This is a genomic window from Microbulbifer mixtoriginis (SeqCode) (assembly GCF_052466765.1).
On sequence record NZ_CP174289.1, the window covers coordinates 3,811,179 to 3,827,439 of the forward strand.

Consider the following 16,261-nt stretch of genomic DNA (forward strand, 5'->3'; position numbering starts at 1 on the left):
TGGCGGGCCAGTTACGCTTGCTGGAGTTTGGCAAAGTTGAATTACTATCGAGGAATTGCAGTTCCTTTAAGCAAGCCGCTCAAATTCTTTCTTCGACATATACTTCGCAGTAGGGTAGTAGGGCCCCATGACCAGGCTGTCCATAGGCGCGGGATTTTCCTCAGTAGGTACCGGAATATTGAGGGGGGAGTTCGGCCAGTCGTAGTTGCTCAGTGATGCTTGGTAGCGTATGTAGACGCAGTTGACCCAGCTGCGAGCGCCGATATAGTGCCCCTCACCGGCTCCGAACTCTATCCATTTGACGCCGTGCTCACGGTCTGCATTTTTGGGCCGATCAATCGCCCGGCTCATGACGATAGTGAACTTACGATCCTCAACCAGTGGTATCTCTTCATCGAAGATTGTCGACCAGCCCAGACCCGACGGCGCTGTGCCCCCAGTGGTAAGAGACCAGTAGCGTACCTGGGTTTGCTCTTCGGGCCAGTTCACCTGACCATGCTTGGTTTTAGGAAAAGTCGGCATCTTACCTTCGATCACCACGACCTCGCCAAAAGCTAGCGAGAACAGGCCAACCATGTATACAGTGTCGGGGTTGTTCAGCCATGCTCCGTCATTGCTTGCAGGGCAACGGATAACCCGCTTGATCGGATCGGGGATGAAGGCACCTTTGACACTGTAATCCATATTCCAGAATCGCTGGAACATGGGAGCGGGCATAGCAGGTGCATTCACTCGGTCCCAGGAGTCCTCAATCAATTGAAGCCACTCTTTAGTCGGGAATTCTTGCTTCTGCCCCTCCTTAGAAGCCAATAATGCACGGCACATTCTCTCGCCTGTTAGCACCACATCGTCGCTGTTATACAAACCCTCTTCGCCCTGGATCGGGGTCTCCGGAAGGTGCAGCGTGACTGTTGGTAGCCCCAGCTCAACTGGCAATCCACCCTCCTCAAGTGGCGGCATGCGCACGTTGCCTGTGCCATCATAGCCGTTGTCGGGCATATAGTTACGAAACGCGAGATGGATGCCGGCTCGCTCAGAGTTGGTACCGGTATAAAGTGTATTGGGGCGCGGCTTGCGAGGAGCCTGCCCCGAGCGGATATATACGGTGTAGCGTCGGCGTTCTGTCGGTACATCGCGTCTATTGGGCGACATAAAAGGGTTGATTGAGCCCTCATCGGGCACGATTTGGTCGTCACGCAGGTAACTACCGTTCCCCTGTACTCCGCCCGGCAAATTGTTTGCGATGGTGAGTGAGAAATAACGCAGGTGACCGTAATGTCCCCGCAGCTTCAGGTAAGCGCCTTTTGGCAATTTGAACTGACCGACGAAATAGGTGGAATTTTGATCCGGGTAGGCATTCGCGACTTGAATATCCTGATGCCCACGCAATAGACCGTAATCGAGCCCCTTCGGCCCTCCCCAGAAGCAGCTTAAGCGCTGGTATCGCCAATTAGTGACCTCGACAACAGTCATGGGTACCGGCGTGAGTGCAGTCGTGTCGCCAGGTAAGGTAGTTGGCTCAACCTCTTCCGTGCGTTCGGGTGTCACTTCATTGTTCTTCATGGGGAGTCTCCAAGTGATGCTGCGTCTCAGCCAGTAGCCTAGGGCCCCTGGGCAGAGCGTTTGCGTGTGAATTTTACTCGTGTCATTTTGTTATCTGGGAGGACATCAAGTGAATTGGGCTCACTTACAGCGTGAGAACCTATAGCATAGAAATTTAGATTTATGTTTGCTTTACACGACATTTTTCATGCGATGACATGGCAGGATTAACCGCACCGTTTCGTCGCCATTTTATTTGCACGAAACTATGAGATTTTGTCGAAAGCTAGCCTCCTCTATGAGTACGCTGGCTTCCAGCAAGATAGAGTCGTACAAGTCATTGCTACTCCCTCAGTTCAACTAGCTTTATGAAGAGCGCTTCCTGAGGCTTGACCACTAAAACGAAAGCGAATTTAGCCGATTTCGTACTCAACGATATTGGACTTCTGTCTAAGGCTGTTGAGTCGCTCGATATCTTGTGTATTTGGTAAATTAAAAATGCAGATCTTCGATAGCTGTTTCATCAGCCCGAACTATGCGGTAATAGATTTTTAGGGGATAGGCTAGGTTGGCTGAGGGGATTGTGTCCAAGCGCTCTAGAAAATAACGTTTGTATTTTTATATTGTACGCTTCGCGCCGCCCATGCCGAGCAGGTACTGTTATAGCTGCTTACCGGGGATCGGCCCCATAGAAAATTCCCCGAGGCCTTGCAATCGCCTCCTCCTCTTCGAACGATACTCTAGTGGACCAAGGCTTTATCAATGTCGGCTAGGGTGCTTTGCGTGAGTGGCTAGCTGTTATTGGGGACGCCCACATGGATCCGGCCAAAACGTTAGTTTCCTGTATCTAATTCTATACCCCAAGGCCAGCATCTAATCTGATTTACTAACTGCTGATGCTCTTTCATCCTCAATTTGTAGATCTACTCACCTTCGTTGGGTTTATGCCTGGGAGCCGTATCAGGATTCTCTAGTCTGGCAATTACCATGGCTTTATGATTGCCTAAAATATTGAAGTAGGTTTTGTGATCAATAAGCGTGAGTAAAGACTCGCTGCTAGGGCTTCTATCATTCATATCTCCAAGGCAAAACAGACGGTTACAGGATGGATCAAAAGCAACCTCTTGCGGTTGTTTATCTAATTGGTACAAGTGGCCATGTATATCTCGGACAATAAAATCTAGACCAAAGTTGTTTCTGTCAATCTTCAGACAGGTACTCATAGTATTAAGAGTGAGTTACTTAACTTTACAATGCTGTGCTTTGACAATTATGAATTGCTTCGCATCGATAGATTATGTGAATTCTGTTTTACTTCCTGTCTCTTTGCAGATTTCATTACAAGTTGCATTAGGTCCAAAAAATATATGACCATTTAGACACGTGAACTCTTTGTGAACCTATTTGTGCATGGTCAGTATGGCCTTCTCTTTTTTATAAACTGTCCTCCAGTGACGCTGTGCATATAATCTGCTGATTATACGAAGTTTGCTAACGCTGAGAGTAGCAGGCTATCCTACATACTAATTAACCAGATGCCTCTCTGGCCGATGCATAGCACAGCTTACAGGTGTGCCAGATACTTATAGTTTATGCTGATCCCACTAGTAAAATATTAAAGTATAGGGGTTTGAAAACGCGGTGCTCTAGATTGTGACCATTAAGTTGATGACCCGCTTTCAGACTCTGATTAACGTTAGTATTGAGCTGATAATGTAGTGACTCCTCAAATGGTAGCTTGCTTCGGCTACGGATAATGGCAGCCTGGAAGGCCCACCTTGTGCCATCATTTCGCCATTCCCGTAGTGATACTCTGGATAATGATAGTGAAACTGCACTATATAAATTCATAATCTTCTACTTCTGTTGGGAAGGTGGGATTTTTATTCGCCGATGAATTGCGAAGAAACAAAGCCCATTTTCTTGAGACGCTTGTCACTCTAAGTTATGTGTGGGCTTCGTTTTGTCGGATAATCCAGGTGGTTGAGCGTATTGTATAGTCGGAATGATTGTGCTGATTAGGTGATGTAGTGAAAATGAGGGGGATAAAATAAAAGGACTGATTATGATAACAAAGATAGGTAAGTGGTTCAGTGGAGTACTATTTCTGGGGGTTGTGGCAGTTTCAATCTTCGCTGTCAACGCCATTTATTTTAAACCTTGGTCTATCAACATTTTTTTGAAAGGGCATTTTTTAAGGTCTAAGGAGTCAGTCCAGAAAATCTCACTATGTACGGTATTCTTGAGAAATTTGGGTTAGATGAGCACAATGCACATCTCGATGATGTGTCTGATAAAGAGCAGCAACGTAAATTACTGAAAGCATAAAAATGCGACCTGGGTAATTGCAAGTCTCGCTACTTCCCTGTAATACGTGCACTTATAAACAAAGGTAATTTTACCATTTCTGAGGTGGTAGCAAGCACAAATATATCTCAGCTGGCAGTAATTCAAGTTATGAAGAGTGTGATTAAGTAAAGATTGGTACGAGTGTCATTAGGTGAAGATGCGAGAGAGTGAAAAATTCGGTTGATTCGCAAAGGTAGCGCTTTATTACCTGGGTTTAAGGCCGTGATGGATGGCCACATTGGAAACTGAGAAATCCCTTAATGCCGCGCTTTCGGTGTCCCTTCCTGAGTTGCTTGGCAATGCAATTAGAGTATTGGAAAAGTGCTCTTATCTGGCCCGGATGCAGCAAGGCATCTTGATGAAAGATGGGGGTGATTGATCAATGTGAAAATAAAATTCACTCGCCAAGCATCTACAATAATTATATAGAGTGACTTTTTGTGACACTTAAGGTGACATTAAAGAATAAAATGTAGTTCTACCACTAAAGTTTCAGAATTTCTGAAGGTTAATCTGCCTGGGAGTGAGATTAACCTTGTTGCTATTTATAGTTTTCCTTCAGTTGCACTTTTTTGGAATGTTCTTTATCAACGGAATGGTAGTTGAAAACTAGTACTGTATTTAAGAAATGTAATTTTCTGTAAGAATGAATTTGGCGACTTGGTCGTAAAAGTTGCTTATATTCTTGTGTGCCTCTAATTCTTGTGGTTTCTCTCTGTGAGTATTCAAGGTTTTGTGGTTTTGAAATTAAATATGTTTTCAGTGGGAGGTGTTTGGAGGGTATTTATTATTTTTTAGGTGTTTTTGAAAAGTTTGGATTTGATTCTGATGTTTATCAGTGTTTTATCTAGATAAATTATAATAACTTGGTTTGATAAATGTTTACTTATATTCGTAATTTATTTGTGCTGCAGCTAGTTTTTGCTAGTGCAGTTGCATATGGAGATTACCTGGATGGTCCTAGTGTGGATACTGACGGGAACTTTTCTTTGGAGTATATGCCGGTAGATGCTTCATTTTCCTTGAGTCGAACATATTTGAAAGAGTATAAAAACGGTAACTATGTACGAACTCTCTCCCTGAATTCATGGGGAACGTCAAATAAATTTGTTTCGATATCTGGGCTTTCTGCTGGTACCTATCATTATGAATACTGGCATGAGTTTGAGGAGTGTATCCCGGACGACGATTTTAACCGGGCTGCTTTGAGAGCTCCCGAGCTATGTAGGGGGGATACTATAGAGTATGAAACTGTCATCGCTACACATACTGTTAATGTGGTAACTCAGTTGCCAGTGCCTTCCAGTATTAGTTATACCTCTTTCGATAGTGATGGAACCTACCCGATTAGCTGGTCCTCAGTTACTCACGCAAGCAAGTATGAGCTTTACCGCAGCCTGAATGGTGGTTCTTGGAATAGAGTTTATAGCTCATCAGGGACTAGCTTCCCTGAAAGCAGCCGTTCCAATGGCAACTACCAGTATCGTGTACGCGCTTGTGTTTCTAACATATGTAGTGGTTACAAGACCGGCGGAACTATGAAGGTAGAGCATACTCCATCGGTTCCATCTTCCATCAGTGTACCCAGCTATACACCCTCTAGCAGTGCAAATCTAAGCTGGTCTGCCAGTAGCGGGGCCACTCGTTATGAATTACAGCAACGCAAGGATAATGGAAGCTGGTCGGGTAATATTTATTCTGGTTCGGCTACCAGCAGAACTGTTTCTTCATTGAGTCATGGAAGCAACTACCGATATAGAGTGCGTGCTTGCAATACTACCTGCTCTGGTTATCGTGAAGGAGGGGATTTGATTGTCTCTTATCGCCCTGGAGTACCTACTCCTAGCCTATCCACGAAGAACAGCCCAGATGGTAAATACACACTTAGCTGGAATGCCATGCAATTTGCCGCTATCTATCAGGTTTTGGATGCTAACGGTTCATCTATTTATAGTGGCTCGGGCCTAAGTAAAAGTTTTACTGATATTAATAACGGTACATACAGCTATAAGGTACGCGCTTGTAACGAAAATAAATATGCCTGTTCCGATTATTCCTCACTAGTAACAGTTAAGGTCGATCGCGACGTAGGTGTGCCGGTATTGTCAATAGATTCAGCGGAGAGTTGGAAAGGAAAGCTTACCCTAAATTGGGGAAAAGTGGATAAAGGCGGCCTCGAAGTTAAATATGAGGTGTTGGATAATACTGGCAAGCAAATTTATCTTGGTACTGATCTAAAATTCACTATCACAAACTTGAGTAATGGACAGTACTGCTACAAGGTTCGAGCACTGACCTCTAGCGATCAGTCCAGTTATTCTCCGCAAGATTGTTCTACTGTTGCCATACTACAACCGCCAGTAGTACCAGACTATATCACTTTGCCTTCTTCTACTGGTGAGGGTTATACAGTGAACTGGCCATCGGTCGATAACGCCGATAGCTACCTCTTGCAGCAACGTATTAATGGTAACAGTGAGTCGGCTTGGCAAACTGTATACTCGGGCTCTGGTAATGTTTATGACTACAATGCCTCTCCATTCGTATACGGTACCCACGATTATCGTGTCCAAGCTGCTAACAAGGCAGGTTCATCCGACTTCAGTGACACCTTTACAGTTACTGTTGAAGTTGATCCAACGGTACAGATCCGTAAGCAGCTCTATTACAATGAAGCCGATCAAGTACCGGCAGCTCAACATAATCCGGCTCAAGGTATTTTCTCCCGTGATAAAGCGGCCTTCCGCTACCTGGATTTGATGTATATCGTTGATACCGACACCAATACGGTCATCAACCCTTATGCCAGTGGTGAAGCCACGGTTGAATTTTCCAGCCTGTATGACACTGTTGAGCGTAACCTCGCCACTGATGTGGAAGCGTTTATTTTTGAGCAGCTGACCCATCATCCCGACAATGAAAACCTGCAGCGTTTCACGCTGGATGTATACTACGATCGAGCGGTAGCGGAAATGATCCTGGCCAATGAAGCTCTGGATCAGGCCCGTATCAGCCGCCTTCGTAACGAAGCGGTGGAGGTTGAAGTTGGTCATATAGAAACTGCACACCAGTTGTTGAAGGATGCCCTGGAGCAGTACAACTCCCTGCTGACCTATGCACCGGAGTTTTTAGCACAATGGGGTCCCTCCCGTGGTCAAATTAGCCCCCGCTACTACGACCCCAGCGACTTGGCCCAAAAAGATGTAACCCCAGCAGAGTTACTGTTCACCGGTTACAAAGATGTCACCATGCTCTATCAGCTGATGAGCAAATTGGCTTCTACTAAAGTGCAGCAAGCTCGTCTGGCCGTCGTTGCCGGACAGACCAATACCACCCTGTTGGCACAAATGGTTGACGAGATGAATACGCTACGCAGTGAGTTGATTGCTAAAGAGCAATCATTGCGTACGATCTTCCCGAATACCGACTTTACCCAGGTACAAGGTTTCTCTGGTCTGCCCGAAGCGGTGTATGCATGGCAAACCCATCTCAGTGATTTGGAAAACTCCGTGAGCTGGCTCACGGGCGAAACCAATATTCTGGGGCTGCCGCAGGATGCTGTGTTGCTGGTACAGGGTTACGGTATTGATGGTAATACAGTGTTTGATTCCTTCGATGCCCTGAGTGACTTCCTTAGCAACGAAAGCAGTGGTCCTATTGCGACGGCGCAAAATAGTTTGGTAGCCGCGAAAACTAGCTATGAGAACTACCGCCATAGTGCCGATAATCTGGCTACAGAATATACTGATCGAAACCAGCAATTAAGCAATTGGTTGTTTGATTTGATGGGTATGGACTTTCCGGAAAATTGCTTTGCTGAAGATTGTGCCATCATTACCGAGGATGCAGCGGAAGGTAGTGAAATCTCTCTACAGGAGAGCAATATCTCTAGCGCACAGATTACTTTAGATCGCAATTTTCAGCGCATGGAAGATTTGATAAGTGCGATTGAAATCGAAATTGAGAGGCGTGCCGAAGAGGAGGGTATTGTCGATGGAATGTCGAAGATTATCCTGGACTATGGTTCCAAGCAGGAGTCTATTGCAAAACAAATTCAGCGTGTAAAGAGAAAGGCAATACAGAGGAGTATTTGGAAGGGAATTCATGACACCATAGGAGGAGCGGTAAAAGCTATTTTCACAGGTAAAATTGATAAATTAGAGAATGGTATAAATCAAACTTTCTCCAATCTAAACAATCTAAAGCTTAATGAGGATATTGGTGATCTGGAGCAAATGAGAGTTCGTTTGGCTGCAGAGGAACGAGCCAAACTGAATGATAGTACTAATAAGTTACTGGATGTGGAAAGCCGGGCGCGAGTGCACACCATGTGGCTGGAAGCGAATACTATCGCTTTGGATATTGCTCAGTCTGAAGTAACTTTAATGCAGGAGATCGAACGCTTAGCTGGTATGCTTAATCAAGCTAAACGGATCATCCAGCAGGTATTTACTTCTAATAGAAACCTGGCTGATCGCTATTTTGCCGATCCGATTCATGCGAGTCGTTTGACTACTGACATGTTACGTGCAGAGCGCCACTTTGAAGAGGCGCAGAAGTGGTTGTTCTACACGGTTAGTGCACTAGAGTACAAGTGGCAGGAGCCTTTTGTTGGTCCCAGTAGTGGATATAGGAAAGAGGCTATTTATGGCTTGCGTAATGCCGAGGAGCTGAGGGATTTCCACAGTGAGATGTTGTCTTTTGATCAGTTGCGTGACCTGAATGGCACTCAGCAGGCGACGGATAAATTCTCGCTTAAGGACGATGTGTTCGGTTATGTGGATCATATCAGTGGTATCACGCAAAGCTATCCACACCCTGATCCTGAGCAGCAGAATGGCTCTTTGTTAAGCTCTGAGAAAGCTTTTCAGGAAAAACTGCGTTTGTTATCGCGTTCTATCCGTGAAGACATTTGGGTAACTGTGGAATTTAGTACTGCGAAGGAGTTACCACGCAGTACTTTCTTCAAGGGGCCTGTAATTGCGGACGATGATGATCTGACTTGCTTGGCAGCCGGAGGTACATACCTGGATAAAATTGAGACTATTGGACTCAATATTCCAGTCAAGTATAGCCTTATTAATGAAACTGAAGTACCAGCGTTCTTGACCTACGGAGGTACCAGCTTCCTACGTAGTAAAACGCCAGGTACTTTGGTGGACAACGAAGGTGATGTGGGCATTCAAGGTGAGTTAATTACCCATAGTCCTCGTTTCTGGGATACCGGGGAAGGTAGCAATTTAGCCTTCCGTGATAATTATCGCGTATTTATGTCTGCAAATCTGGATACGTTTAACACCGGTTCTGGCTCCAATTCCACGATTACTAGCGTCTTCAAGGAGCGCAGTGTCGCCGCAACAGGTTGGCGCTTATCGATTCAATTGAAAGATCGGTTTGGTCAGCTTGTAGATATTGATGCGATTAAGGATATTGAACTGATCTTCAATCATCGCTATAAATCAAGAAATTTTGATACCTGTGGTGATGATGATATTGGTCCGCTATTATTGCTGAAGCAGCCAGTAATCCACTAATCCTATCAGTCTAACTTCTAAAAAATAGAGAACTTTCTTGGCAATCCAGTGGCATTGATGCCCCTGGATTGCTCCTCTATTTACAGGAGAAGTTGCTAAATTTCATCAATATTTATTTGTAAATAAAAAAAGAATTGATTTTTAAGATGCTTTTTATAAAGCGCTTTTTATTAAACAAGGATGCTTATGCTGCGCAATTTATTGCTTTCTTGCTGCATGGTTGTGTCATCTACGGCTGCTGTTGCCGCCAATGAACACACCGCTTTGCAAGCGCCCGTTCTCAATCTGCCGACAGGCCCGGGCAGTATCTCCGGGCTCGGTGAGGCTTTCACCCCTAATTTAAATACCGGCACCAGTTCGCGCCTAGTGAAGTTGGCTGTGCCCCCTGGGCGCAATGGACTGGCTCCGGATGTATCACTGGAATACAACAGCGGGTTTGGTAACGGGCTATTGGGACTGGGGCATAAACTGGTTATTCCCTATATCCAGCGTCAAACCGACAAGGGCCTGCCTAATTATTCAGAGTGGGGCCAGACTGATCGGCAGGATAACGACCGCGATGGTCGCACCGATGAGTTTGATGAGTTTGATACGTTTATCAATCACCTGGGCGAAGAATTAGTTCTGGTGGAAGACGGTGTTTATCGCACCAAAAATGCCAGCGATTTTGCTCGCTACGAGCGTCTGTCGAAGGGTTGGCTGGTGACTCAATCCAACGGCCTGCGTTGGTATTTGGGGCAAGACTCTAATAGCCGAGTCAGTGGCAACAACGGCACATCGGTATTCTCCTGGTATCTAGAGGCGGTAGAAGATACCCATGGCAATCGTATCGACTATCAATATCGCAAGTTGGATGATGGTGTTCAGATTTATCTGGACAGGATTCAATATAATACGAATGGCGATATGGCGGTGCAGTTTCACTATGAAGACCGCCCTGACATCCTAACAAATTATAAAGCGGGCTTTGAGATTAAAACCGCTTATCGCTTACAGCGCGTGGAAACACAATTTGCCGGGCGCCATTTACGTAAATACGAATTTTCCTATCAGCCGCTAACGGAATGGCAAAGCCTCTCTTTGTTACAGGAAGTCCATTCCAGTGCAGGCGAGGGCGAATCTACGGTAACCCTGCCACCAGTACGCTATGGCTACACCCACTATCAGCAGGATCAGGTGTTTATGTCACCGATGCCGGCTGCGAGTCAGGTACCACTGAATAACCCCGACGTTGCTTTCTTGGATATTAACCGCGATGGACTGCCTGATATTATTAACACCGCACCGAATAAAGACAGCTACTGGCTCAACCTAGGTCCAGGGGACGATGGCCTGCCGCAATGGCAGAACTATCGCGAAATGAGTACTTTTTCCTATAGCCGAATTTCTAATCCCGCCGTTACCTGGGCTGATATCGATGGTGACGGGCTGGTTAATATGCTGCAGTACAATTCCGGCAGTATTGATTACTTCCACTTGGATGAAACGCATAATTGGCAGTATAGCGGGGCACTCAATCGCCTGTATATTCCCCTGGACAGTCCAAACGTTGAAATGGTGGATATCAATAACGATAAGCGCATTGACGTTTTTACAACCTCTGCTAGCACTAATGGGAAGGTTACATCTCATATAGTGCAGTTGAACCACCCCGATGGCTGGTCGCAGCCCATCGAATTACCGATACCTGCAGATAGCCAGAGAGTGCGTTTGGGTGATCCCAATGTCTTTCTCCGGGATATGAACGGAGATGGTCTGCCTGATCTGGTTTGGGTCAGCAATGGCTACGCGGCTTACTACGCTAACCGTGGCCTGCAGGGTTTTGCTCCCGCAGTAGTGTTTGCCAATAGTCCCGATACGTTACACAACCTCAAGAATGTTCGTGTTACGGATATCAATGCCGACGGCCGTGCGGATCTAATTTACCTCAATGGCACTCAGGTATCGCTATGGTTGAACCAGGGCCTGGATACCAAGCAACATCAGCTGGCAAAGTTTAGTCAGCCACAATTAATTCAAGCCCAGGGAAATGTATCCGCCGAAGAAGTGCGCCTGGTCGATATTAATGGTAACGGCTCTACGGATATTGTTTGGTACAGCCCCGGTCGCGGTGCTAATACTTTTTATTTCGCAGAGCTGTTCCCCAATGAGCAACCGAATCAGCTAAAAACGATCGACAATGGCCTGGGTGCACTGACGACCCTGGAGTACGGCTCTGTTGTCGAGGAGATGGTGAGAGACCGCGAGGGTAACAGCCCCTGGTCGCAAGGTATCCCTGTGGCAATGCAGGTACTTAAGCGCGTTGTTGTGGATGATGGCCGCGGTGGTGAACAGCAAACCACCGAGATGGATTACTGGGACGGCTTTTACGATGCTGCCGATAAAGAATTCCAGGGCTTTGCACACAGTGAAGAGCGTCGCGTGGGCGATGCCAGTACCCCGACACTGGCAACCCGCTACGAATTCCACCTGGGCCAAAAAGCCGATGGCACCGAACAGGAAGCCCTACAGGGCAAGATCAAACAAATAGAAACCCGCGATGCCTTCGGCGGAATTTTCTGGCGAGAGGAAAATCAGTGGGAGTTGCGCCAACTGCTGTCCGGTTATGCCGAGGAAAGCCGCAAAGTCGAGTTTGCGGCTATGACCGAACGCCAGCAGCATATGCTGGAGCGAGGCAGCGGTACCCCAGTGACCCTTGCCTGGGAGTATGACTACGATAATTACGGCAATACCACTTATATCAAAGAGCTGGGCCGTACCGATGGCAACTGGCAGGATGAGCGTATTACCCAATTGCGCTTCAGTGCGGAATCCGCCTCTGCACAGGGCCACTGGTTCCTGCACCTACCGCTAGAGCGCAAGGTTACCGACCTATCGGGCCGCGCTGTGGCCAAAGAGCAGTGGTTCTACGATGATGAAAGTTTCTCCGCAGGTAATTTAGGCGCGGTCTCCAAGGGCAACCTGACCCTGCGTCGACTCTGGCACGATGCTGAGAGTGCAGATGCCTATGTTGCCGCAGAGCGCCACCGCTACGATGCCTTCGGCAACCGCATTCAAAGTTATGACCCCTTGTGGGACGCCAACACAGGCCACCAAACCAAAGTCACTTACGACTCGCAATATCACACCTTCCCAACAGAAGTGGGTTTGCATACCGGCAGCCGCTGGCTCACCGCTCGTGCGGGTTATGACAAGGGCCTCGGTGTACTTACCGACTACACCGATTTTAACGGGCAGCAGACTCAATATGGTTACGACAGCCATGGACGCCTCACCGCCATGGCCAAGCCAGGGGACAGCCTGCAACTCCCCACGGTTGAGTACGATTACCAACTGGCGCAGATGGTGGATGGTCACCGTATCAGCTGGGTAGAGACTCGCCAGCGCGAGCGGAGTGGTGCTAGCGGTACCATCGACAGCCGCCGTTTTTACGACGGTCTGGGCCGCACCCTGATGGTGCGCAGTGAAGCCGAGCAACCGGGACAGGTTGTGGTCAGCGATCACAGTAACTTTAATGCGCGCGGCCAAGTAGTGCAGACCGCACTGCCTTACTTTGCCCAGGGGCTCGCCTATCGCGCTAATGATAAAGGTCAGCACCACCGACAATATCTTTACGACGCCCAAGGGCGTACCCAGGAGGTTTATCAGCCCTATACCGCGCAAAGTGGGGAAAGTGTCTTCAATCGCATCACCTATTTGCCCATGGCACAGATGCTGGAAGATGAAGAGCAAACTCGTGCGAACAGTGTTCACCATGGGGCCGCCAAAAAACTGGTGTTTGATGGCCTGCAAACGGCGCAGGGTGAATACCGCCTGAGGCAAGTGGATGAAATTGTTGGAGCCAATACCCAGGGCGGCATCGGTGGTGCCACCTGGTCCACCTATTACGACTACGACCTCAATGGTAATTTTACCCGCCTGCAGGATGCACAAAATAATGTGCGCACCATGCACTACGACGACCTGGGGCGCATGCGCTTCTTGGACGACCCCAACCGCGGACAGCGCTGGCAGTACTTTGACGATGCCGGCAACCTGCTGGCCACCCGCGATGCCCTGGGGCAGGAGCGGCACTATCGCTACGACGGCGCCAACCGTCTCTTTGCCGAGTATCAATTATCGCCGCGAGGAGAAGCTCCCAGCGGCGCAAATTGGCAACCGGGCTTGCAGCTGGGCTCCACCTCACCGGTAGTCAGCTACCAGTACGACCAGCGCGGCGAAGAGGGCGGTGCCTTCCTGCTTGGGCGCCTGGCTAAAGTGACCGACCAAGCCGGCTTCGAGCAATGGGGTTATGACGCACGCGGTCGAGTGGTACAGCGCCAGCGCAAGATCATCGGCCCGCAAATTAACAGCCCCCTCTACACCACGCGCTTCGCCTATGACAGTGCCGGGCGTATGACACAGCAGTTCTACCCCGACAATAGCCGGGTGAACTTCGAATACAACACCCGCGGCCTGCTCGAGCGCATCCCGGGAGTGGTGGAACGCCTGGACTATACCGCCAATGGTGTTTTGCAGCACCAAGGGCTGGCCAATGGTGTTGAAACTGATTGGGGCTTTGACGAGCGCCAGCGACTGGCTGGCTTGCGCACCCAGCGCAGCGGGGACGCCCTGCCACTGCAACAGTGGGATTACCGTTTTGATGCCGTCTCCAATGTACTCGGTATCGACGACAAACGCCCCAGCGACGCTCTCGCCGCAATGGCTGCCGAACTCGGCGCAACCAGTGCCCAGGCAGCCTCCCTGGCAAAAAATATTGTCTACAGCTACGACGATGTCTATCGCCTGACCGGCGTTGCCGACGATATCGAGCAGGTTTATTACAGCTACGACAAAATCGGCAACCTGCTGCAAGTGGGTCGCGCGAGTGTCGACCTGGCAGATATGGCTACCGCTGGAAATACCCAGATCACAGATCTGCGTTATGGCGGCAGCAATGACAATGGCAACACTGGCGCCTCCAACCGCAGCAGCCGTGGCAGCCTGCCTGGACCCCAAGCGTTGAGCTGGGCTGAAGGCCTGATTGAATACGATGACAACGGTAATCGTACGCAAGCCGGCGACCAGGCCTACCACTGGGACCACGACCAGCGCCTGACTTACGCCGGTAATCAGCAAGCCGCTGACCAGTACGGTTATGACTTTAAACACCAGCGCCGCTTTAAAATCACCGAACGTGCAGGCGGAGCCCGCAGCGTCACCCTGTATATCGACGGAGATAGTGAAGTACGTGATGGCAAATTACTGAAGTACATCAGTGTTGGTCAGAAACGTATTGCCCGCAGTGACCAGAGTGGAGAAGTGTTCACGCCGACTGAGTATTACCTGCACACGCACGTAGGTTCTACCGACCTGACTCTGGATAAGGCTGGCAAGATCGTTAATGCCTTTACCTATAAGTCTTACGGCGAGCTGGAAAATGTCTTCGGCGATAGTACCGCAGCACCTTACCGCTATGCGGGTAAAGAGCTGGATAAGTCCACGGGTTTAGGTTACTTCGAACGACGCTACCTGCAGTCTGACTTTGGTACCTTTATCAGCCCGGATCCGGTGCTAAATCACTCGGGACGTTTTACGGATCCACAGCGTTGGACGCCTTATCGCTATGCGCGGAATAATCCAATTAATTATGTGGATCCGAAAGGGGAATGGGTTGTTGGTGTTGGGGATGGTGGTCCTGGATCTCCAAATACCTGCGGCGCGACCTCATGTGGTGTTGGATCTAATGGTGATGACAATCTTTCTACTTTACCGTCTCATTTAAGTCTTCTCTCAGTTAAAGATGATTTAGAGTATGTACAAAAGGGGCCGCCCGACTTAATGGCTCGAGATAAAAATGGTAATCCAGTATTTCGTTCTATTGGTGATCCTATAGAGGTAGACCCAAGAAGAGCCGGTCCCGGAACACTACAGCGTGGTGTACTCACTATGAAAGATGGGTCTGAGATCATTGCGTTTAAAAACTTAAGTGCGAATATGGCATGGAATACTGATTGTCACGGATATTCACTCACGGGCGGAGAGTTTTGGGTTAATAATGAGGATATGCAGTCATGGCTGGGTAAACAATCGTTGTTAGTCAAAACTCCATTTGACACCGAGGGGTCTATTGTGGTCTATAGGGTCGGAGGACAAGTGCAACACTCTGCAGTGATTACTGGTTCGGGCACAGTAACCATGGCCGCCGGTACTGTAATTTATCCTGGGCCTAGTAAAACAACGACTGTTCCAATTGGTGAGGGGTGGACTGCTCCTGGAACGACAAGAGAGTATTGGAAAGAAAAGTAATGAAATTAATTTTTTGTTTGGTACTTCTCATGACAATTTCTAGTATGGCTCAAAGTAAGCCAGAGCTTTCTTTGGGGGTTGAAGTAAATGATAAAAATCAATATAGGGTTGGTTTTTTAGCTTTAAATTTTGATTCGGGTGAGTCTTACAATAAGACTGCATTGGAGCCTGCATCGGTTGGGTTGGCTCCATATGCAGCTAAAATTTATGTGAAAAACAAAGATGGTAAAGATGTAACTTGCGGTTCTGTAGATGGTTATTCCTCTGCAAATATGTCGTCGAGCTTCTCTTTTGAGAAAGATAATTTTGAGCCACTATCGCTTGGAAGTCGTGTGTATAGTAATTGGTTGTCAATAGAAGATTTGCTTAGGGGGTTTAAGCAGTGCGCTAGTAATGAAGTTGAAGAGTGGGGTAGTTTCAAAATAGTTTTTTCTGTTGAGTTATCCAGTTTGTTTTTATCAGTAGAAAGTGACTGGTATGGCTTTGATGCTGATTTTTTAAAGCGTCTTTAAATTTTCATACAGTAAAGCCCTAGCTAAAATCTAGGG

General features: G+C 47.8%; 4 protein-coding genes. 3 read left to right on the forward strand and 1 reads right to left on the reverse strand.

Annotated features, from left to right (window positions below; genetic code table 11):
• Positions 1-66 precede the first annotated feature (66 nt).
• Positions 67-1,563, reverse strand: coding sequence for a hypothetical protein (locus ACJJIV_RS16640; protein ID WP_444889669.1), 1,497 nt, complete (start codon positions 1,561-1,563; stop codon positions 67-69).
• 3,206 nt (positions 1,564-4,769) lie between these two features.
• Between ACJJIV_RS16640 and ACJJIV_RS16645 the strand changes: the two genes are divergently transcribed.
• The 3 genes from ACJJIV_RS16645 to ACJJIV_RS16655 all read left to right on the forward strand — a co-directional run bounded on the left by ACJJIV_RS16645 (position 4,770) and on the right by ACJJIV_RS16655 (position 16,225).
• Positions 4,770-9,425 carry a fibronectin type III domain-containing protein gene (locus ACJJIV_RS16645; RefSeq protein ID WP_444889670.1) on the forward strand — a complete coding sequence of 1,552 codons (4,656 nt, stop codon included), beginning with the start codon at positions 4,770-4,772 and terminating at the stop codon, positions 9,423-9,425.
• Positions 9,426-9,611: 186 nt separating this feature from the next.
• Positions 9,612-15,713, forward strand: a complete 6,102-nt coding sequence (locus ACJJIV_RS16650) for a toxin TcdB middle/N-terminal domain-containing protein (protein ID WP_444889671.1) — start codon at positions 9,612-9,614, stop codon at positions 15,711-15,713.
• A complete protein-coding gene (locus ACJJIV_RS16655; RefSeq protein WP_444889672.1) occupies positions 15,713-16,225 on the forward strand; it encodes a hypothetical protein in 513 nt (170 codons plus the stop codon). The genes ACJJIV_RS16650 and ACJJIV_RS16655 overlap by 1 nt, the downstream gene beginning before the upstream one ends.
• The last annotated feature ends 36 nt before the right edge of the window (positions 16,226-16,261 follow it).